Source organism: Streptomyces sp. WAC07094, from assembly GCF_036320405.1.
Lineage (GTDB): Bacteria > Actinomycetota > Actinomycetes > Streptomycetales > Streptomycetaceae > Streptomyces > Streptomyces lannensis.
In genome coordinates this window covers 7,653,604-7,674,708 of sequence record NZ_JAVMJZ010000001.1, presented here as the reverse complement: position 1 = coordinate 7,674,708, position 21,105 = coordinate 7,653,604, and the positions used below count along the sequence as shown (strand labels likewise).

15 protein-coding genes and 3 pseudogenes are annotated in these 21,105 nt (G+C 68.2%); 8 read left to right on the top strand and 10 right to left on the bottom strand.

Going from position 1 to position 21,105, the window contains the following annotated elements; all coding sequences use genetic code 11:
- The first annotated feature begins 33 nt into the window (after positions 1 to 33).
- Positions 34 to 846 carry an AraC family transcriptional regulator gene (locus RCR19_RS34295; RefSeq protein ID WP_331268644.1) on the top strand — a complete coding sequence of 271 codons (813 nt, stop codon included), beginning with the start codon at positions 34 to 36 and terminating at the stop codon, positions 844 to 846.
- A gap of 418 nt (positions 847 to 1,264) precedes the next feature.
- Here RCR19_RS34295 and RCR19_RS34290 read toward each other — a convergent pair whose 3' ends face one another.
- Positions 1,265 to 1,486: a CarD family transcriptional regulator gene (locus RCR19_RS34290; protein ID WP_331268643.1), complete on the bottom strand. Its 222-nt coding sequence runs from the start codon at positions 1,484 to 1,486 to the stop codon at positions 1,265 to 1,267.
- A gap of 848 nt (positions 1,487 to 2,334) precedes the next feature.
- Between RCR19_RS34290 and RCR19_RS34285 the strand changes: the two genes are divergently transcribed.
- Together RCR19_RS34285 and RCR19_RS34280 are read left to right on the top strand one after the other, a co-directional pair.
- Positions 2,335 to 3,045, top strand: a complete 711-nt coding sequence (locus RCR19_RS34285) for a sigma factor (protein WP_331268642.1) — start codon at positions 2,335 to 2,337, stop codon at positions 3,043 to 3,045.
- A 90-nt stretch (positions 3,046 to 3,135) separates the two neighbouring features.
- Entirely contained in the window at positions 3,136 to 5,022 is a 1,887-nt protein-coding gene (locus RCR19_RS34280) for an SMI1/KNR4 family protein (protein WP_331268641.1), read from the top strand.
- 162 nt (positions 5,023 to 5,184) lie between these two features.
- Here RCR19_RS34280 and RCR19_RS34275 read toward each other — a convergent pair whose 3' ends face one another.
- Positions 5,185 to 5,946, bottom strand: coding sequence for a DeoR/GlpR family DNA-binding transcription regulator (locus tag RCR19_RS34275; protein WP_331268640.1), 762 nt, complete (start codon positions 5,944 to 5,946; stop codon positions 5,185 to 5,187).
- 89 nt (positions 5,947 to 6,035) lie between these two features.
- Between RCR19_RS34275 and RCR19_RS34270 the strand changes: the two genes are divergently transcribed.
- On the top strand, positions 6,036 to 7,232 hold the full coding sequence (locus RCR19_RS34270) for an MFS transporter (RefSeq protein WP_331268639.1): 1,197 nt from the start codon (positions 6,036 to 6,038) through the stop codon (positions 7,230 to 7,232).
- Between the two features lie 156 nt (positions 7,233 to 7,388).
- Here RCR19_RS34270 and RCR19_RS34265 read toward each other — a convergent pair whose 3' ends face one another.
- Positions 7,389 to 9,242 (bottom strand): MFS transporter, encoded by a 1,854-nt coding sequence (locus RCR19_RS34265; protein ID WP_331268638.1) that lies wholly within the window; start codon positions 9,240 to 9,242, stop codon positions 7,389 to 7,391.
- Positions 9,243 to 9,682: 440 nt separating this feature from the next.
- Positions 9,683 to 10,249 (bottom strand): helix-turn-helix domain-containing protein, encoded by a 567-nt coding sequence (locus RCR19_RS34260; RefSeq protein ID WP_331268637.1) that lies wholly within the window; start codon positions 10,247 to 10,249, stop codon positions 9,683 to 9,685.
- 103 nt (positions 10,250 to 10,352) lie between these two features.
- Here RCR19_RS34260 and RCR19_RS34255 point away from each other — a divergent pair, with 103 nt between their 5' ends.
- The 3 genes from RCR19_RS34255 (at position 10,353) to RCR19_RS34245 (ending at position 12,269) form a co-directional block, all read left to right on the top strand.
- Complete coding sequence (locus tag RCR19_RS34255) at positions 10,353 to 11,276, top strand: NmrA family NAD(P)-binding protein (RefSeq protein WP_331268636.1); 924 nt, start codon at positions 10,353 to 10,355, stop codon at positions 11,274 to 11,276.
- Positions 11,277 to 11,328: 52 nt separating this feature from the next.
- Positions 11,329 to 11,505 carry a hypothetical protein gene (locus RCR19_RS34250; RefSeq protein ID WP_331268635.1) on the top strand — a complete coding sequence of 59 codons (177 nt, stop codon included), beginning with the start codon at positions 11,329 to 11,331 and terminating at the stop codon, positions 11,503 to 11,505.
- 92 nt (positions 11,506 to 11,597) lie between these two features.
- Positions 11,598 to 12,269, top strand: a complete 672-nt coding sequence (locus RCR19_RS34245) for a Type 1 glutamine amidotransferase-like domain-containing protein (RefSeq protein WP_331268634.1) — start codon at positions 11,598 to 11,600, stop codon at positions 12,267 to 12,269.
- Positions 12,270 to 12,564: 295 nt separating this feature from the next.
- On the opposite strand, the pseudogene RCR19_RS34240 reads toward RCR19_RS34245, so the two are convergent.
- The 3 genes and pseudogenes from RCR19_RS34240 to RCR19_RS34230 form a co-directional block, all read right to left on the bottom strand.
- Positions 12,565 to 13,608, bottom strand: a pseudogene (locus RCR19_RS34240) (SPFH domain-containing protein).
- A gap of 4 nt (positions 13,609 to 13,612) precedes the next feature.
- Positions 13,613 to 14,044: an NfeD family protein gene (locus tag RCR19_RS34235; protein ID WP_331268633.1), complete on the bottom strand. Its 432-nt coding sequence runs from the start codon at positions 14,042 to 14,044 to the stop codon at positions 13,613 to 13,615.
- A gap of 479 nt (positions 14,045 to 14,523) precedes the next feature.
- Positions 14,524 to 14,854: pseudogene (locus RCR19_RS34230) on the bottom strand (biotin/lipoyl-containing protein); the annotation flags it as partial.
- A 107-nt stretch (positions 14,855 to 14,961) separates the two neighbouring features.
- On the opposite strand from RCR19_RS34230, the gene RCR19_RS34225 reads away from it, so the two are divergent.
- Positions 14,962 to 15,498, top strand: coding sequence for a phosphate-starvation-inducible PsiE family protein (locus RCR19_RS34225; RefSeq protein WP_331269635.1), 537 nt, complete (start codon positions 14,962 to 14,964; stop codon positions 15,496 to 15,498).
- Here RCR19_RS34225 and RCR19_RS34220 read toward each other — a convergent pair.
- From RCR19_RS34220 to RCR19_RS34210, 3 genes and pseudogenes are all read right to left on the bottom strand, one after another.
- Positions 15,478 to 17,651, bottom strand: a pseudogene (locus RCR19_RS34220) (FUSC family protein); the annotation flags it as partial. The gene RCR19_RS34225 and the pseudogene RCR19_RS34220 sit on opposite strands and share 21 nt — an antisense overlap.
- Before the next feature lie 531 nt (positions 17,652 to 18,182).
- Positions 18,183 to 19,358 (bottom strand): glutathione-independent formaldehyde dehydrogenase, encoded by a 1,176-nt coding sequence (locus tag RCR19_RS34215; RefSeq protein WP_331268632.1) that lies wholly within the window; start codon positions 19,356 to 19,358, stop codon positions 18,183 to 18,185.
- A gap of 291 nt (positions 19,359 to 19,649) precedes the next feature.
- Positions 19,650 to 20,777 carry a hypothetical protein gene (locus RCR19_RS34210; RefSeq protein WP_331268631.1) on the bottom strand — a complete coding sequence of 376 codons (1,128 nt, stop codon included), beginning with the start codon at positions 20,775 to 20,777 and terminating at the stop codon, positions 19,650 to 19,652.
- Positions 20,778 to 21,105 lie beyond the last annotated feature (328 nt).

Sequence of the window (21,105 nt, the reverse complement as noted above, 5' to 3'; positions counted from 1 at the left end):
CGCTTGCCGTCAGGCACGGTAGACAGGGTGACGATGACGGGTATTGAACAAACGCGACAGCGGGCCATCCTCGACCCGCGCACCGCAGCCGAGCGGTTCCGACTCGACCACGAGCCGGCCCCGGCGGATCTGACCCCGTTCGTGGATGGGTACTGGATCCTCCACTGGGACCTCGCCGAACCCCACCGGCAGCAAGTCCTCACTCACCCGGTGGTCCACCTCACCTTCACCACCGGTGGGCAGGCCCAGATCACAGGCATCGTCAGCGACACGTTCACCCGAGAGATCTCCGGCACCGGCCGGGCACTCGGCCTGCGATTCCGACCCGGCGGCTTCCGCCCCTTCCTCACCGCCCCGGTGTCCACCCTCACCGACCGAGTCCTGGACATCGAAGAGATCTTCGGCCCCGAAGCGCGCGCAGCAGCAGACGCCATCATCACCGAACCCCGCGTGCCCACCGCGCTCCACCTCGCAGCCGCGCTCCTGCGCGACTTCCGGCCTGCGCCCGACCCTGCCATCGACAATGTCTCCAGGCTGGTCGAAACGATCAGCAGCGACCCTGCTGTTCTACGGGTGTCCCAGCTGGCCGCGATCGCCCACATGAGCGTGCGCCAGTTGCAGAGGCAGTTCGCCGAATACGTCGGCATCGGACCCAAGTGGGTGATCCGGCGAGCCCGCATGCAGGAAGCCGCCGCACGTGCGGCCACCGAGCCGCAGGACTGGTCCGCTCTCGCGGCGGAGTTGGGCTACGCCGATCAAGCGCACTTCACCCGCGACTTCACCGCATGCATAGGCACTTCCCCGGCGAGGTACGCGTCTTCGGCGGGACGCCGGAACGACGCCTGAAGTACCCGAAGACACCGGCTGGCTGTGGCACGCGGCGCCGTCAAGGTCAAACGCCCGGCCGAGTTGCTTCGGGATGAACCGGCCAGAGCTGTGGCCGTGGTCGACGAGAGGAGCGTGAAGCTCGGATCGTCCCCCACATGTCCCCTGAGAGGGCGCGACGCGGACAGCCCTAACTTGCCTTGGGTCGCGCTGCACCTTTGTCCGAGGCGGACTCTTGTGCGTCCTTGAGAGGGGAGGTCTCCTCTTCCCCGAAGTCAGGGGCCTGGAAGGGGTTGGTCGTCGGAAGTGGCGATACTGCGGTGGGGCTGCAGGGCTGCGTCTCCACGGCGGAAAACAGCGACGTCAGATCGATGAGTGGTCCCTCTTTCGTTACAGGTCCCCTGACGGGGCCTGGGTGTGCCGTGACCGGCACGCGGTCCTACAGCTTGGTCATCTTGGCGTACGGGCTCAAGATCCGCATTTGCGCCGAGCCGAAGTCCACGAGCGCTGCGGTTCCCTCCTCGATGCCGATCACCCGGCCGAGGCCGTACATGTCATGTGTGACCTGGTCGCCCACGGCGAAGTGCTTGGGAGCCGGGGGGACGGGGGCCTTGAACGGGCTGGTAGGCAGATGACGCTTGGGCGCAGCAGGCTTTGTCATGGTTCAGTATGCGCCTCCGCGCCTTCGATTCGCTGTGGCCGGCGGCACAGATCCGGTCGAGAACAACCGGATCATGCCGCTGACCAGGGGTTTCAAGTGAAAATGAACCCTGGATATCCTTCGCTGACCGTGGCCGGCTCTGCATCCGACTCGGTTACGGCACGAGCCTCGGCCGACGACCGTCGCAAACGGCGGCCCCTCCACCCCGTGAACGTGGTGCCTTCTCGCTGTACCGGTTGGGCTCGGCTACGGACCGGGGCGCAGCTGACCGTGATCGGATCGGTACACGGCGCGGTGTCGCGCGGCGCCCGGATGCTCGGCGTGTTCCGGCAGGCCGTGATGGTGCTGCACCGGATTCTCGACGGCACGCGGGTACGGGAACCGGCCACGGATGACGCAATCGGCACTCGATGAAGCTCACCAGGTGTGACCGGCCTCGGGCGAAAGACGTCCATGGCGCGGTGCGAAGTCATGGCCGGGCCACTCTCCAAGGCGATCAGCTTCGCCGTGCAGTCCTGACCGCTCTTTCACGGCCGATACGGGCTTCCTGCGGGTAGGCTCCGGCGTCGTGTAGAGCAAGTCCGAGGTTCGACTCTCTTCTCAGGTCCGGCCGCTCTCGGGTGGGACAACAAGGCTGCCGGCCAAAGGAGATGAACGGAACTCCAGCACGTGGTGCTCATCGCATCGCCTGCTCTGGTGCCAAGCCTCACCGGACCGGTCAACAGCGCGGCGGAAACTACTGCGCAAGCGGGAGGGACGAAATCATCGGAGACGAGCCACTCGCCTCTTCTCGGGAGGTGGGACGGGGCGACGCAATGTATGAGGTCGGCCAAGAGGTAGAGCTCTCCGTGGAGGAGATCTACGCCCGCCGCTACGGCAAGATGACGAGGTTCGCCCGGAAGAAGCTGCGCGAAATGCACGTGCCCGAGACTTTCGTCAGCCCCGAGGACATCGTGCAGGACGCCTTCGCCAAGGCACTCCGAAACCCCTCCCCCATTGAGCAGCCCCAGGCATACCTCTTCCGGATCATCACACGGGAGATCCAGAACCACGCGAGGCGGGAGAGCCAGTACGCGCAGCCAGCAGCGGAGTCACAAGCCGACATCCGTGCGGAGATCGACGACGTCAGTGAAGTGCTCTCCGATCGTCGCGACCTACACCGGGCCCAGGCCACCCTGCCCGCGGAGCAGTTTGCGGCGGGGTGGGCGACCCAAGCCTTGAACTGCACCCAGGCGGCACACGCGGCCCGGGTGGACGGAAGACCGCGCGCCGCCCGTGCCATGGCCGGTTTGAAGACGACTCTGACCGTATCCGCCGCTCTTGCATCCGTGCTGCTGTGTGCCGCGGGCTCGATCACGATCCACCGCTACAGCGCCGCCCGCCGCAACGGACAGCCGCAGCCCCAGCTGATGCCGGACATGCCGCAGTCTGCGATCTACGGCTTGTGGGCAGCGGCAGTCGTGTACGGTCTCATGCTGTTGTTGATGCTCGCCCACCGTCCGCTGCTGCGAACAGGGGCACGCGCCCGTCGCCCCGGCTGGGGTGACCCAGGCCGCTGATCAGGGCGGATGGCTACGGACGTCCCTTGGCCGCGGCTGTACGGGAGCAAGGCCGGCACCGTTGTCGGTGGCTGATGACACCATTCGGCCATGAGTGGCGAGTCGTTCAACTGGCATGAGTTCCTCGGGCGTTGGCAGGAGGAGTGGATACCGGGCGAGGACGAGGACGGCGGGCAGAGCGCCGTCCCCTTGGGCAGGCCCGGGGCGGGCGAAGCAGCGATCGTCGCGGCGGAGGAGCGGCTGGGGCGGCGGCTGCCGCCCTCGTACCGGGAGTTCCTGGCCGTGAGCGACGGATGGCACGTGGACGAGACGGCCGGGGTCTATCAGCTCGGCGGTGTCGAGGACATCGGCTGGTTCCGGGATCCACACGGCATGACCCCGCTGTATCAGCAGAATCTGGGCGACGACCCGCGCGAGGAGGACGTCCTGCTGGCCGGGATGTGGCAACGGGCGCTGCAGCTGGAAACGGACTCCGACATGTCGTACGCCCTGCTCGACCCGGGCGACAGCGACCGGGACGGCGAGTGGGCGCTCTACGTCTACCGGGGATGGAGCGGTGAGCTGCCGGACCGTTACCCGTCGTTCCGCGCGTATATGGAGGCCAAGTACCGCGGCTTCCAATCCGACCGGGCGGGGAGACCCGGCTTCGTGAACGCGACCACTCGCGTCCAGGACGCCCATGTGGATGAGGGGCGGCTGCTGGCCCTGCGCGGACGGTACGAGGAGGCCCTGCCCCTGCTCGAGGAGGCGCTGTCCTTCGGTCGGCCACGGAGCGCGACGCTGGTGAACCAGCTCCGGCAGCTGCTGGCTCCGCACAGCGCTCAGGGATACGGCGACCTGGTTGCCGACGCGCGCTACCTGCCCGAGATTCTGCCGTTGGAGGCCATGGCACCCGCACGCGGCGAATGGCGGCTGGGCGGTGACGACCACTGGCTCAGGATGATGACCGCCCGTGGGGTCGACCGGGGCACCGCCGAGGCCGTGCTGAGCGCGATGCGGGACGGCACCCACTCCTACGCGCCTCCGGGTCCGTGGGGCCGGGCCGTCGCCGAGGCCCGGGAGTCGGCCCGATGGGGGGCGACCGATGCCGCGTGGCGGGTGCTGCGCGACGCGCTTGCGCTGTGGGAGGCGCCCGGCCCCTTGCTGATCGCTCCGATCGGTCTGCTCGCCGATCCGGTCCTGGGTCCGCTGATCACTCCGGAGCGTGGGCGGGAAATCCTCGCGACACCGCGGGCCGGGGAGACGGGACCCGCTCCTGAGCCTGCGCCCGATCTCGATCCGCCAGGCCTTGCCTGGCTGACGGAGCCTGCGGCGAACGGGCAGCGGTTCGACGGGTACCGCTGTGTCTGGGTCGAGGGAGTCGGCCCCGCTCGCCTGCCTGCCCTCATCGGCGAGGAAGGAGCCGAACTGAGCGCGCCCGCACATCGGCGCATGATGCCCTGGCGGGCGCCCAACCCGCACGAGCGGGAAGGCGTCGAACTGTGGGAGGACCGGGCCGTGGTCTCCGTCGGCCGGACCGCCGAAGCGTGGGCCTTCGCCTTCGACGGCAACTCCCATCGCCGTCTCGACGAGAGGTTCCTGTCCCCCGCTCCGGCAGCCTCATCGTCCGGACGTGCGGTGGTGGTGTGGCGTGACCCAGGACGCTCGTCTCCGGGCCAACACCCGCCCGCCTTTCACCTGTCGGTGGCCGAACAGGGCAAGGAGCTCTACGCGTTCACCCTGCGGGGTGCGGAGATCCAGCGCTCCGGCGCGATACCCAAGGCCCTGGACCCCGCACGGCTGTTCCGTCCCGAGGACAGTGAAGCGGCCTGTGAACTGCGTTTGTTGGAGGCCATGCACACCGAGCTCGGGCTCTCGCTCCCCCGCTTCGCGCTGACCCGAGGCAGGCTCAGCACCTTCACCACCCGGTCGTGGACCCGGGCGCCACGCGCGGGCGAGGGGTTCGTCTACGCAGGGTTCGTGCGGCATCGGCCCTGAACTCACCACTTGGCCGTAACGGCGACTCCGCAGGACAACCTGCGATCGGCATGGTCGAACCCGGCCTCGGCGATGTGGCCCATGACGGCAATGCGGAACTTCTACCACCCGGAGCCGGCCGCGGACTTGGATCGCAGTACGTGGACCCGCGCGGCGACCTTGTCAGACGGTCTTGACGAGGGTGCCGGCGCCATCGAGTGCGGCTACTTCGTCGGCGGGGGCGGTGGTGTCGGTGACGAGCGTGTGGAGGAGGGCGGAGGGGCCGACGTAGGCGTGGGCGGTGTGGCCGAGCTTGCTGCCGTCGGCGGCGGCGACGATGCGGCGTGCGGAGGTGATGATCGCCTTTTTTACTGCCGCGTCGTCGAGGTCGTAAGCGGTCAGGCCTTCGGCGGCGCTCAGGCCGCAGCAGCCGACGACCGCGGTGTCGAAGCGCAGTGCGGACAGGGAGGCGAGCGTGAGGGGGCCGGTGAGGGCGCCCTCGGCGGCACGGGGCTGTCCGCCCGGCACCAGCAGCGTGGTCGCGCTCGGAGGGTCGCTGAGTACGTGGATGGCCTGCAGCGACAGGGGCATCACGGTGACCTGCCGTCCACGCAGCAGGCGGGCGACTTCCAGGCAGGTGGTGCCGCTGTCGAGGAGGACGGTCTCGCCGTCGGCGATGAGTGAGGACACCTCGGACGCGATCCGGCGCTTGGCGTCGATGGACTCGTGGGCGCGCAGCGCGAAGGGGGGTTCCTCGCCCCTGAGCAGCAGGGTGCGCGCACCGCCGCGGACGCGTTCGAGGACGCCTTGCGCGGCCAGGGTGTCGAGGTCGCGCCTGATGGTCATCTCCGAGGCATCAGTCAGGCCGGCGAGCTCCGAAACCGTGGCACTGCCCGATTCCTTGATGGCCTGCACGATCAGCCGATGACGCTCCGCGTTGCTCATGCAGTGATTGAACACCACACAGAACGAACATTCAAGATGTTCGAAGATGGGTATTTCAAACGTGTCTGATGTTCGTTATGGTCACCGGCATGGAACGTTCGCTGCGAGCCGCCCGAGTGGCGACCTTCGTCTACTTCATCCTCAACGGCACCCTGGTGGGCATGTGGGTGGTGCAGATTCCCGCCGTCGAGGAACGCGTGGGCATCAGCCACGCCACGCTGGGCGGCCTTCTGGTGCTGCTGGGCCTCGGTGCCTTCGTCGGTATGCAGGTGGCCGGCCGACTGGCCGACCGTTTCGGGACACGGACCGTGGTCCCCGCCACCGGCGTGCTCTGTGCTGCGACTCTCGTACTGCCGGGCCTTGCCCGGGAGCCCTGGCCCCTGGCAGGCGCGCTGCTGATCTTCGGCTTCGGCAACGGCTGTCTCGACGTGAGCATGAACGCCCACGCCGTACACGTGGAGAAGGCGTACGACCGGCCGGTCATGTCGGCCTTCCACGCCACGTTCTCCGTCGGTGGCGTCGTTGCCGCCCTCGTGGGAGCGGGCGCCGCGAGCACCGGCCTGAGTCCGGCCGCGACGCTCGGCGCAGTGGGAGCCGTGGGCGTCGTGACCGCGTTGGTCTCGGCACGCGGTCTCCTGCCCTCCGCGGCGGCATCCGCCACCGACACCGCGCAGATCGAGGGAGCACCGGCAGCGAAGCAGCACACCGCGCCGGGGCGCATCTGGATGCTTGCCGCCCTGGCTTGGATGGTCATGCTGTGCGAGGGAGCCGCCAACGACTGGAGCGCCCTGCATCTGAAGAACATCCTCGACGCGCCTGCGAGTACCGCCGCCTTCGGTTACGGCACCTACGCGGCGACGATGACCACCGGCCGGCTGCTCGCCGACCGCTTCTCCGCACGGTTCGGGCCGATGGCCGTTCTTCGCTACGGCTCGGCCATGGCCGCGGCCGGTATCACGATCGTTGCCGTCTCCCCGTGGATATGGGCGGCGTTCGCCGGTTGGGCGCTGTTCGGCCTGGGACTGTCAGGCTGCGTGCCCCAGCTGTTCAGCGCGGCGGGGCACGCCGACCCCGCCGCTGCCGGCGCCAACGTCTCCCGCGTCGCCGGGCTCGGTTACCTCGGCATGCTCGCCGGCCCCGCGATCATCGGTTGGATGACCCATCTCGCGGCGCTGAACCACACGTTCCTGCTGCTGACCGTCCTGTGCGTGATCACCGCTGGGACCGCCGGAATCCTGCGCACGCGGCCCGATCGCACACACGAGATGGTACGAACGGGCCACTGACTGCCTGTGCGGCACGGCCCCTGACACCGTGCCGCACAGGCATACCGTTCACCCCCGTCGTGAACCGGTGAGAGTGGACCCACCGGCAACGAGTGGGTCGGGACGGGACCCGCAGGTGATCACCGCTGAGGAGACCTCACCGTCCCGGACCGCGTCTCAGCGTGGCTGCCGACCCGTCGGCGTCCCGCTTCCCGGGGCCTCGACCGCACCGGTCGCCGGGGTGTCCTCGCTCGGCACCACCAGCTCGCTTGGGGCGAGACCGGCCTCGCCGGACACGGCCGCCAATTCGGCACCGAGTGACTCGGGGGCCTCCACCCGGCGCCTTCGGTCGACCCGTTCGGTCAGCAATGACGAGATGGCGGCGATGAGGCAGGCGACCACCGCGAACCAGAAGGCCACCACAAGGCCCCGGTGGAAGGGCGCGGAGATGAGGTGAGGGAAGAACTCCTTGCTGGTGAGGGTGGCGCCGCCGTCCGGAAGGCCGGCGAGGTGGCCGCCGAGCAACTGCTGGAACGGGTTGTAGCCGAGGAAGGCCGCGAAGAGCACCCCGATCGGCGGCAGATGGGAGATCTGCTGCGCCTGTCCCTCCGGCACGCCCTGCTGCACCAGCCCGTCGTGCATGGCCCCCGGCAGGGTGTGGGAGAGGCCCGCGATCATCAGGCTGAAGAAGATGCCGATGGAGAGCACCATCGCGGAGTTCTGGAAGGTCGCGGTCATTCCGGCACCCGCGCCCCGGGATTCGGCGGGCACCGAGTTCATGATCTCCGCTCGGTTGGGGGAGGCGAACAGACCCGACCCCAGGCCGTTGACGAGCAGGAGGAGGGCGAAGAGCCAGTAGTTGAAGTCGGTGGGCAGGGTCATCAGCGCCAGGAAGCTGCCCGCGGTGACGAGGGTGCCGACGACGGTGAAGATGCGGGCACCGAAACGGTCGGAGAGCCAGCCCGAGGCCGGCGCGGAGAACAGGAACCCGATGGTCAGCGGGATCATGTAGATGCCCGCCCACAGCGGTGTCCGTTCGAAGCTGTAGCCGTGCAGCGGCAGCCAGATGCCCTGCAGCCAGATGATCAGCATGAACTGCAGGCCGCCTCGACCGAGCGCGGTCAGCAGGCTGGCGATATTGCCCGCGGTGAAGGCGCGTAGCCGGAAGAGCGAGAGACGGAAGAGTGGATCGGCGACGACCGTCTCGATGCGCACGAAGACGGCGAGCACCACGGCGCCCCCGATCAGCGCGGTGAGCACCCACGGGTTTCCCCAGCCCATGGTGCTGGAGCCGTACGGCTGGATGCCGTACGTGATGCCGACGAGGATGGAGATGAGGCCGACGGCGAAGGTGACATTGCCCCACCAGTCCATCCGGGCCCGCTGCCGCACCCCGGTGTCGCGCAGCTTGAGGTACGCCCAGACGGTGCCGAAGACGCCGAAGGGCACCGACACCAGGAAGATCATCTTCCAGTCGATCGGGGCCAGTACGCCACCGAGGACCAACCCGAGGAACGAACCAGCGATCGCAGCCAAGGAGTTGATGCCCAGTGCGGTACCGCGCTGCTCGACCGGGAAGGCGTCGGTGAGGATGGCCGTGGAGTTGGCGAAGAGCAGCGCCCCTCCGATCCCCTGGACGATGCGCCAGCCGATCAGCCACAGAGCCCCGGCACTGCCGTGCAGCCAGGTAACGGAGAGCAGGATCGAGCACAGGGTGAAGACGGCGAAGCCCATGTTGTACATGCGCACCCTGCCGAACATGTCGCCCAGCCGGCCGAAGGTCACCACCAGCACCGCTGTGACCACCATGAAGCCCATGAGCATCCACAGCAGATAGCTGGTGTTGGAGGGGTCCAGCGGGTTGAGGTGGATGCCCCGGAAGATGTCCGGAAGGGCGATCAGCACGATGGACTGGTTGATCATCACCATCAGCACGCCGAGCGTGGTGTTAGACAGCGCGATCCACTTGTAGTGACTGCCCCGCTCGAGCGGCGGGGAGGCAGCTACAGGTGCCTGGTCAGGTAGGGACACGGCTTGTCCGTTCCTCCGAATCGTCCGCCGCTCGCGTACGGGGCGGTAACGAAGCGAATTAGGTAGTATACCTAAGCAACCATATCTTGTGTAGGTTACACCCATGTGTCCATGATCTGTCGGCGCGCAGCTGTGCGAGCTGCCTCTGATGCATCAACGGACCGCACGCAAGGGCCGGAGCAGCGATCCCCGCCGGCACCGAAGTCACCCTCACGCGGCACTGGCTCAACATCGAAACCGAAACGCTACGCCGGACCACCCACGTCAACATCACGTGCACAGCGATCGGGTGACGCGCCGACATCACCAACCAACTCACAGCATTGGGCAAGACCCCGCCCGACGGGTCGTGGCCGGCGGACGCTGCGAACGAGTCGCGGTGATGAGCGTGCCACGAAAGGCGCAGGCCCGTTCTCGGCTTTGCAGTCTCTACGCCTTGTTCAGCTCTGCGGGCTCAATCCCGCCACGGCGAGCCGGAACAACCGGTCCGCCCGGCCGGCGGGGTCGGGGTAGGACTCCGTGGCCAGGACAATGCCGACGATCAACGTGATCAGGTCTGCCACAGTGACGCCTTTCGCCACCGCGCCATCCTCCACGGCGCGCCGCAGCAGAGGGTCTCCCGCTTCTTCCAGCGCCGCCGAGCAGACGTTCTCGTGCGCCGGGTCCGCCCTGTTGCCGTCATAGGACAGCGCGGCCGCCAGTCCCCGGGCGGAGACGCAGTAGGCGACGACGTCACTCAGCCATTCCAGCATCGCGTCGCGGCTGTCGCCGCTGCCGGCCAGGTCGCGGGCGCGATTACACAGGGCTTCGATCCGCTTCCGGGAGACCGCCTCCAGCAGTGCCTGGCGGGTGGGGAAGTGCCGGCGCACGGTCGCTGAGCCGACTCCCGCGGTGCGGGCGATCTGTTCCAGTGAGGCGCCGGCTCCATGGGCGGCGACCTCCTCCTCGGCCACGGCGAGGATGCGCGCGTAGTTGCGCCGGGCGTCAGCGCGCAACCCCTCGGGCATGGCGTTACCTCCAGGGATTGATAAGCGGCGGGGCCCGCCATATTCTAGCCGACACGAAAACGGCGGACCCCGCCGTTTTTGTGTCGAGTATCCGAGGAGCACCATGTCCGCAGATTCCGCGCCTGTCCTGGTCACCGGCGCCACCGGCCGACAGGGTGGGGCCACCACCCGCGCGCTGCGGGCAGCGGGCGTTCCCGTCCGCGCCCTGGTGCGCGACCCCGGTACCAACCAGGCCAAGGCCGTCGAAGCGCTCGGCGTCGAACTGGCCACCGGCGATCTTCACGACCGCGATTCGGTGATACGCGCCGCCGAGGGTGCTCGCGCCGTCTTCTCCGTGCAAATGCCCGCTGTGACCGCGGAAGGCTTCGATTTCGACGGCGAGGTGGCCCAGGGCGTCAACCTCATCGAGGGCGCCATGGCCGCCGGGGTGCCGCAGTTCGTGCACACGTCGGTCACCGGAGCGGGTGAACACACCGAAACCCCCGGGTGGGCCGAAGGCCGCTGGGCTTCGATGGAACCCACCCTGGGCGCCAAAACCGCCATCCAAGACCGGCTCCGCGCGGCCGGCTTCCCCCACTGGACGCTCCTCAAGCCGGGCTTCTTCATGGAGAACTTCCTCCCGTCCATGGCGTTCCTCTTCCCGCGCGGCATCAAGGGCGGCCTCGTCAGCGTCCTGAACCCCGGGACCCACCTGTCCCTGATCGCGGTGGATGACATCGGCAAGGCAGCGGCCGCCGCCATCGCCGCGCCGGAGCGATTCGACGGAATCGAGCTGGAACTGGCCGGCGACTACCTGTCGATGACGGACATCGCCGAGACGCTCTCCCGCGCCCTGGACATGCCACTGACCGCACCGAACATGACTGAGGAGGAGGCTCTCACCGCCGGTATGCCAGCCATGGGCGCTACCCACGAGTGGCTCAACGTGGCCGCCCAGCCGGGCCGCCCGCAGTACGCCAGGGACCTCGGAATCCCCCTCACCAGCTTCGAGGTATGGGCACAGAAGCACATGCGAGCCAAGGCCTGACCCACCATCTCCGGTTCCGGTGCCGACGTGGCCCTCAGCACCATCGGCGCGTATGACGGCCCTCAGTTGGTCGAGCACCCATGCAGGGGACTACCAACACTGCCTGATCGTCACCAGTGAGGACAACGATCTCCCTCTCGCGTCGGACGACGAGCCGGAGCCGCTGAACCTCATTGCGGACATCCTCGCACTCGAGGTCACCTGGGCGATCCGCCCTTCGAACGGCTAGGGTCAGCCCTCGAAGCCGCCCCCAGAAACCCTTGAGTGCGGGACGGTTCCCGGCGTGTTGATCGCACGCGCTGCCAGTGATTGACTCGGCCGATGAAGTTTCTGCTGACGGCGAGCGGTCTGCGCAACGAGACGCAGCGCATCGCGCTCCGGGACATGCTGGGAAAGCCGTTCACGTCGGCGAAGCTTGTCTGCATCCCCACCGCGTCCGTCGCCGAGCCAGGCGATCACGGATGGTTCGTGGAAGATCTCAGCCACTTGCACAGCCTTGGCTGGCGGGAACTCGACCTCCTGGAACTCAACGGTCTGCCCCGGGGAATGGTCGTGGACCGGCTCTCGCACGCAGACGTCATTTACGTCCATGGTGGCAACCCCTACCACCTCGCACGCAGCATCACCGGCAACGGCCTGGCCGACGCGTTCCTCGATGTGTTGCAGGACCGGGTCTACGTCGGCGTGAGCGCCGGATCGATGATCTTCAGCCAGCATCTCAGCGAACACTCGGCCGATGTCATCGGCGACACCGCAGACCTGCACGCGCTCGGCGCAACGACGGTGCGGCCGCCGTTCGGACTCTTCGACTGGTATCTCAAACCCCACCTGTACTCACCGCACTTCCCGGAGCGGAACGACGCCTGGGCCGATCGGATCGTCGAGCGGGCCGGCTTCCCGGTCTACTTCATCGACGACGAGACGGCCGTCCGCGTCCACGACGACGAGGTCGATGTCGTAACTGAGGGCCGGTGGCGTTTCCATCGAGACTAAAAGACCTCGCGGGATGGTGGTCCGGCCCGCGATACGACTGGCCCTGATGCCCGTGCACCGCGGTGCTGGTTTCTGGCCCGATATGTGGCCACGGCCAAGGCGGCTGGGATGCGGCACTGTGGTTCGGGGCACGGTCGTGGGTGGCGTTCGCCGCCTACCTGAAGGGTATCGACGTCGAGTACGTCGGCTGACGTGGCGAGGCCCCGTCCGTGGTGTGCAGGGGCGTCGACAGCCGAACGGCGCTTCCGCCCAGGGCTGACGGAGGCGCCGATGAGTCAATCCTGCTTGACTGGACTTAGCGGTAGTGCTCAGTCTGTCGGTGCCGGGAGGGATCGGTGACGTCGACGCTGTCGGCCTTGGCTGCGTCGGCGACGGCCTCGGCCGCGGCTTCAGCGGCCTGCGCCGCGTCGTTGGCGGCTTTCGAAGCCATGTCGTCCGAAGACTTCTCGCGGGTGGCCGGTGACAGGGGAAGCACCTCGCTGAAGGCGCGGGATACGCCCTGGAGTGCGGAGGTGACCTCGCTGGGGATCATCCAGAAGGTGCTGCCCGAGCCTTGCGCCAGTTGCGGCAGCATCTGAAGGTACTGGTAGGCGAGCAGCTTCGGATCGGGGTCGTTACGGTGCACGGCCTGGAACACCTCGTCGATGGCCCGGGACTGACCCTCGGCCTGGAGGATCGCAGCGCTACGATTGCCCTCCGCGCGAAGGACAGCAGCCTGTTAGTCGCCTTCAGCGGTGAGAATCTGCGACTGGCGTTGACCTTCGGCCCCGAGAATCGCGGCCCGCTTGTCCCGCTCGGCCCGCATCTGCTTCTGCATCGCGTCCTTGATGGACTGCGGGGGGTCGATGGCCTTGATCTCGACCCGGTTGACCCTGAGTCCCCACTTACCCGTGGCCTCGTCCAGCACGCCCCGGAGTTGGCTGTTGATGGCGTCGCGGGAGGTGAGGGTCTTTTCCAGGTCCATGGACCCCACGACGTTCCGCAAGGTGGTGACGGTCAACTGCTCGACCGCCTGGAGGAAATTGGCGATCTCGTAGAAGGCCGCTCGTGGGTCGGTGACCTGGAAATAAAGGACGGTGTCGATCTCGACGACCAGATTGTCCTCGGTGATGACCGGTTGCGGCTTGAAGGAGACGACTTGTTCCCGTAGGTCGATCACCGGATGAACGCGGTCAATGTAGGGGATGACGAGGTTGAGACCGGGTTTCAATGTCCGTTGGTAGCGGCCGAGTCGCTCGACGTTACGAGCGCGTGCCTGGGGCACGATACGGACTGCCCGCATCACGGTGAACACCGCGATGAGCGCGACGATCACGCCGGCGATGAGGAGCGCATCCATCGTTTCACTCCCGGGGGTAGACGAGTGCGGTGGTGCCGCTGATCTCGATGACGTCAACGGTCGTTCCGGGAGGAATCACCAGCGTCTCGTCGTAGGTGCGGGCTGTCCATTCCTCGCCGTCGATGCGGACCCTGCCGCCCAGGCCCGTCACCTCCGAAACGGCATAGGCAGTCCTGCCGACCAATGCGTCTATGCCGAACCGCTCCACTTGGGGGTGGAGCAGGTGTCGCAACGCAATGGGACGCAGGAACACCACACCAGCTACGGCGACGACGGTGAACACCAAGAATTGGAGAGGCAACGGCAGTCCGACCGCAGCGAATCCCGCCGTGACCAACGCGGCCGCACCCAGCATTCCGAGTGCAGCAGTGAGCGTGAAGATCTCCGCCATTGCCAGCGCAGCTGCAGCGATCAACCAGATCAGCCATGGATCCATTGCGTGCCTCTTTTGGCTGGTGCGGGTGCGCGAATAGGCGGACGGTCACCCGTTGGCCGCCGATGCGGGGCCACGGCCCGCCAGACGGGTGCGTGCCCGTACTCTCCCCGCCGGCGTGTGCGCCCAGGATCCAGGGTCTGGGTGAGTCGTGGGTTCCCCTGCTCAGGCTGCTCTTCGAAATCCTTCAGCTGCCTGTCATCGATATACGCCACAGTTCCTCCTCTCAATGATCAGCGAGCCGGAACGGCATCCTTGCTTCCACGATCTCCCGTGTTTCGCAGCGACCGCAATCGGGACCGGCACCCATTCTGGGATCCCATAGGTAGGGACGTTTGAGCGAGACAGGCGCTGGCGGTGGGGTGAGCTCAGCTTGAGGTGCCGGTGCGCGCGACGATGCACGGCGGGGGCGGTGGACCCACCTGGCGGTATGAGACGGCGGGCTGGCCGTTCACGTCGAGCGACTGGCCCGCCGGTGTCTGTCAGGCCAGTTCGACGGGCAGGTCGCCGCCCTCCGCTTGGTGGATGCGGTTGATGGCGCGGCGCAAGACCCGCCCTCCTTCGGCGTAGTGTTTGCCGCCTCCATCTTCATGGCCTCGATGGTGGCCACGGTCGCCTCGGCGTCCACCTCATCGCTCTCGGCGACCGCCAGGGGTCACCACCCCCGCGAATGGCGCCGCCACGTGCCCCGGGTCGGACGGGTCGCCTTCTCGGTGACAGGGACGTCTGAGGCGGCGGCCCGCGGACCTGAATGGTCCGCAGTTGGCCGTTGAACGAGGACATCAGCGTACGCATGCCGCGCTCTTCGTCGGCGTGTGCCACCGGTGCTGGCGGGCGGGCCCCTGCGCGGTCGCAGAGAGGGGTCCCCTGGTCCACCCGTTCGGCAGCACGCCGTGCCTGCGGGCCGGGGCACCCCTAGCATGCTGACTGTGCGACCCATTCTCCCGAAGATCGAGGGCGGCCGGGTACAGGGCCTCCTGCAGCTCATCGAGGACGGCATCCACCTCGTCGTCGCGGCGTTCCTCGTACTGCTCGCGGGGCTCCTGAGCGTCGGGGTCGTCCGCGACGTCATCAGGTCGATCCAGGGGCCGTACCGCGAGGAGACAGTCGTTCTCTCCGCCCTGGACAACGGCCTTGTGCTGTTCATCGTGGCCGAACTGCTCCACACCGTCCGCCTCACCATCAGGAACCAGACCCTCGACGCGGAGCCGTTCCTCGTCGTCGGCTTGATTGCCGGCATCCGCAAGGTGCTCATCGTGACGGCCGAGGCGGAGAAGTCCTTCCGGTGGAACGTCGAAGGGATCGAACTGCTCATTCTGGCGGGACTGATCCTCGTGATGGCGACGGCGGTGTACGTGTGGCGGCGCTCCACGCGGCCGGGAGACTACTTCCCGCTCAAGGACGCGGGGCGCTCCCCGTCGCCGACTTCGTCGCCTTCCCCGGTGCGCGGGTCTTGATCCTTCAGACCTTCCGCCGCCACGGCCGCCCGCACCCGTTGCTCCTCGCGAGCAGAGCCGACGTCCTGTTCCAGGGGTGTGCGGCTCACGGCCGTCGCGAGGTCCTCCAAGGCCTGCTTCTGCAGTTCCGCCTCGCGCCGCACCACCGGGCTCCGGTCCTCGGCGGCAGCGCCCTCCCACGCGTGGAGTGCCTCCTCCACGCGCCCCCAGTCGGGATTCCTGTGCTCGCGTACGTCGGCTGCCGCCTGCGCGGTGTCCGCCTCCAGGGCCTCGGCAAAGCGCTCCGCCTTGGGGGCGAAATGGCTGTCGGCTCGCGGGACATGGCTCTCCATGAGCATCGCCGCCCGGCCGAACCGCTTGAGCGCCTCCTGCGCCTCCTCCGCCTCGCGCGACGTCAGGCCCCTGGGGCGGACCGGTTCCTGCCTTGCGCGGTCGAAGGCTTCCTGCCAGGCGGCACGTGCCTCCCTGCTCGCCAGCAGGGCCTTGCGTATGTCGGCACGATGCTCGCGGGACGGCTCGGCATAGCTGCGGAGCACCGCGGCCGCGTAGCGGCCGTTGGCGGCGAGCCAGTCCGCAAGTCGGCTCGGCAGCCGCGGCGTCTCCCATGCGGGAAACACCACGTACGCCAGCATCGCCAAGGCCCCGCCGAGAAGGGTGAGAATCATTCGCTCTGGGACCGTCTGCTCCCACGCCTGGCCGCCCATGCCGAGCAGGAAGACGACGTACGCGGCGGTGAAGCACTGGGAGTAGGCGTAGCCGGTACGGACCAGCGTGTACGACAGGCCCGCCGAGACCACCGCTAGCGCCCCGAACACATGGGCGTCCGGGCCCAGGGCCCGCACGATCCCGGTGGCGAGGGCGACCCCCGCCAGGGTCCCGGCGAAACGGGCCACCGCACGCGCGTAGGTCCGGTGGAAGTCCGGTCGCATCACCATCACCGAGGCGATGGGCGCCCAGTAGCCGTGGCCCAGGGGTAGCCGGGCGGCGATCACATAGCCGAGCGTGGCCACCGCCGCGAGGCGGACGGCGTGCCGGAACACGGGTGAGTCCCGGCGGAGCTCACGTCGCACCGCCCGGACGACGACTGGGAGTAGACGGAACATTGTCGGGCGCATAAGGAACTGGGCGGTCGCGGGACCGGGCGGCGGGGGCGTCTTCCGGGAGGCACCGCCGCTCCTGGCGACCTCCATCGCCTCGCAGAGCAGTTCCACGAGCCGCTCGGCGGCCTGCCGGGCGGGCCCCTCCAGTACTTCGTGCTCCCCGTCCACGCGCAGAACGTCCGCGCTTTCGGGCGGCACGCTGGCGGGGGTGCCGCGGCGAATCGAACGGGCGGCCGCGTCCAGGACGTCGGCGGCCGCTTTGAGCAGCTCCCGCGCGCGGTCCCGTCCGGGTCCCTCCGCCGGGGCGCCGACGTCCGGGTCGGCGAGCGCGGCGACGACCGGCCGAATGCGCTCGGCGAGGCCCCGGGGGCCGTGGAGGACGGGGGGACGGGTGCGGGCTTGCGACGGCGTCACGGCGGCCGCGTCCCGGGCTGTCATCAACGGCTCCGGGTCGAACGGGGCGGTCGGGTCGTGCCGCAGCCGGCGGGCGTAATCCGCCACAGCGCCCAGGGCGTCAGCGAGCGCGTCACGATGTGCCCCCCAACGGCGGATCGGGAACAGCAAGATCAGCAGGGCCTGCGCCACGCCTCCGAGCGCGATGACCCCGGCATGCTCCAGGGCTCCGCCGCCGCTCGTGGGCAGAGTGATGGTCACAAGCATGCTGCCGACCGTCGTCGCTGCGACGATCCCGGCGGTCGATCCCACGGCCCACGCCATGCCCGCGAGGAAGGCCCATACGGCCAGCAGAGGGAGGAACGTCACGAGTCGCCCTGCCGCGAGGTAGCCCACGAGGGTGCTGAGCGCCAGACCCGCCCCCGCGCCGAGCGCGATCACCTTGCGTGGACGCCAGGTGCGTTGGAAGGTGGCCCCACCAGCGGAGTAGGCACCGAGGGCAGCGGACGCGGCGTATGCAGGGGAGACCAGCCACAGCGCCGGCCCGATGACGATCGCCACTCCGGCGGCCGTGCGCAGCGCGAGCAAGGGCTCCAGCCGCGTCTCCTCGATCGTGAGCCCGGATCGCGCGACCTCCGCGAAGGCCCGCAGCCACGTCACGGGTGTGAGCCTAGCCGGGACCCCCTGCCGGGTCGCGTTGGCCGCGCCGCCTCCTTGGCTGCGCTGTGCCCGGCGTGCGTGTGGCCCAGGGCCGACGTGCACTCACAAACCGGCATCCGCGCGTACAGGGTGACCACACCCCTAGCTTCGCCTGTTCAGTCCCGGCGTCGGAGCTGCCCTGCCCGGACAACACCCGTCCCGTCAGCGCCATGATCACGCGCCGGAGCACATCGCGCTGCCGCTGCCCTTGCTCAGCCTGAGGCGCGTCTTCCACCGACCGATACGGGGGTGCACCTGCCCGAGAAATCCGGCAACTTGCAAGGCTCTACTACGGGCGTTTGGCCCGGGCCTGCGCCAACGAGGGCCTCAACTTGGCCGTCTCCGTTGACTCCACGATCGTGTGCGCTGGTTCAGGTCCGACCGGGTCCGGGCGATCGCCGCCTGTCTGCCTCGGCCGGTGCCGCGGCGATCGCCGCCCGTCTGCCGGACCGGTCCGGAGGGGGAGCAGGCGGACGGCGGCCCTCGGGTCCCTTACCGTTTCTGGCCGTTGCCGTGTCCGTTGGGATGCAGGACCACCTTGGTCCAGCCCTCGTCACGGGCGTCGAAGTGCTCGTAGGCGATGGGGGCCTCGTCCAGGCTCAGTTCGTGGGAGACGATGAAGCTCGGCTTTGCCTTCCCGCCGGCGATCAGATCCCGCAGCGCGCGGTTGTACTTCTTCACCGGCGCCTGCCCGGTGCCCATGTGCTGGCCCTTGAACCACATCAAGCCGAAGTCGATCGGGACCTTGCCCTGCGCCTCCAGCTCCCCCTGGGCCTCGGCGCCGCCGGGGTCCTCGGGCAGGAACACGCCCACCACGCCGATGTCGCCCGTGAACCTGACCGAGTCGATCAGTCCGTTGAGCGTGAGGCTGGCGTCCTCGTGTCCCTCGGGGTCGTGTGCCTGGTAGCCGACGCACTCACAGCCATTGTCGGCGCCCAGACCGATGGTGGCCTCCTTGACGACCTCCGCCGGGTTCTGCTCGGCGGTGTTGATCGGGATGGCCCCGATCTCCTCCGCCTTGCGCAGCCGGTCGGGCTGGTGGTCGGCCACCCAGACGCGGCCGGCGCCCTTGAGGAGGGCGGAGTAGGTCGCCATCAGCCCAACGGGACCGGCCCCGAAGACGATCGTCTGGTCACCCGGTTTGACGTGGGCCATCTCGGTGGCGTGATAGCCGGTGGGGAAGATGTCGGCGAGCATCACATAGTCGGTCTGCCGCTCGGCGGCGTCCTCACCCAGGCGCAGCGCGTTGAAGTCGCCGTAGGGCACGCGCAGCAGTTCCGCCTGGCCGCCCTGGTACGGGCCCATGTCGGCGAATCCGTAGGCGGCTCCAGCGAGGGCCGGTTCCGGCTGCATGGTCAGGCAGTAGTTGGTCAGACCCCGCTCACACTGCTTGCAGAAGCCGCAGGCGATGTTGAAGGGCAGGACCACATACTGGCCGACCTGGACCTTGCGGACGGCCGAGCCGACCTCGACGACCTGGCCCATGTTCTCGTGTCCCAGGGTGCGGCCAGACTCGAACGACGTGCGGCCCTCGTACATGTGCAGGTCCGAACCGCAGATGTTGGTGGTGGTGATCTTGACGATGATGTCGCAGGGGTGTTCGATCTTCGCGTCCGGTACGTCCTTCACCGTGACCGTTCGCGGGCCTTCGTATACCGCTGCTTTCATGATGGCTTCCTTCGTTGCCGCGGCATGAGCGCAGCACGGCGGTGATGGGGACGGCGTAAAGAGCCAGACTCCCGAAAGTTGGTGCGACGGGGTCCATGGCTCCGCCATGCCTCTGTGGGCCGTTCACCCGGTTCAGGTGGAACGGTGGTGCCGCCGCCGGCCTGCCAGGCGAGGCTTCGGCGCTGCGGCGGCGTGCCTTCCGGGTCCCCCTCGACTCCCGACGCGAAACGGCCACGCACCGACCGACCCGGAATCTTCGGACCCGGACGACCACCGCCCAACCTGCCCAGGTCACAGCTGGTCACTGTGACCGTTCTGGAGCATGTGGCGACGTTCCTGTTCGCGTTTGGAGTAGGCAGCTGCCCGGATCGCCTCATCGCTCTCCAAACCGGATCCCAGCGCGCCGCCCACGGTGGCGACCGAAGCGACGAACCATGACAACGTCAAGTATTCCGTGGCGTGCAGCGGGGTTCGTGTCACAGAAGCGAACACTCGGCCGTTGATGATGAACAGAGCCCACACCAAGTTGATAACGATCAAACCGCCGTAGCAGACAAGCACCCCGAGGCCCACGGTCAGTACGGTCGAGGCGTTGTAGAGCCCCGCCCTCTTCCTCGCCTCCCGCGAGACCTCTGTTGGTCGATGCCATAGCTGCGCGTCTACGATCAGCCAGCCGATCATGAGCCCGATAGAGCCGACCGTGGCGATCACGAGGCGTGGCATGCTCAGGGTCTCGGCCAGGCTCCAGATGGTGGAGTTCACGGTGGCGACCGCTCCCGTGGCGAGTGCGGCTGCCAGGGCTTTCGACAAGCCCGGTACCAATCGCCACGGCCGGTTGGCGCGGACCATACCGAAGAGCACCCTCAGGTAACCGCGCGGCCCGCTGACGACGTACCGAAAATCAGCGGTCTCCTCCTCACCGACCGGGCCCGGGTGAATAGGCGCGAGACGACTGGCGAAGGGCCTCAGAAGCGGCTGACTCTGCGGAGGTCCTTCAGCCCCAGTGGCCCGCGGGCCCGCCAAGCCAAGCACGGCTTCCTCCACCGCCCGCCGGGCCCTCGTCTGCAGACGCAAGCCCCCCAGCGGAGGAAGAGACAGCAGCGCCAAGCCGTGTTCGTGACTCAGATCCACAACGAGCTTGCGCCCGTGTGAGTGCAGCGGAAGATCGGTGAGGGCCACGACGATGTCCCAGTTCTCCGCTCTTCCGCGGTCCATGATCCGGCGCATCAGGGTGGGCGGGTCCTCGGTTCCTGCGGTGAATGGCTCACTGATCACCTCGACGTCGAACCGTCGCCCCTGGCCTGACTTGTCAGCGAGCCGAGTAGGAAGTGTCTGGGCCATGCGCTGCGCGATCTCGGTCGGCGCGTCCGGATCCGCCAGGAGAGCCACGACCGTAACGCCCTGAGACGACACCCGCATGACTCCTTCTCGTCGGCTGCCCCCGCGATCGCAAGTGCCCACAGGATGCCCGCGAGGTAAGGACGACGCCGCGTGACACGCTGGCCCCCGCCAGCAGGCACAGGCGGTACGGCATGATCTCCTCGTCCTCTTCGTACAGGACGCCTGCTCCCACCACCGGGCCACGGTCCCGTGCGCCGCCGCGAACGCGCTCGCCGACGTGGTCACCCCGCGGCGTTCGGCCCATCAACAGCGACATCTTGCGTGTCACCTTGACGTGGTGCCGCTCCGCGACGGCTGGCTGGCCATCGGCTGCCTGTACGCCACGCTGTTCGTGCTCGTCCATATC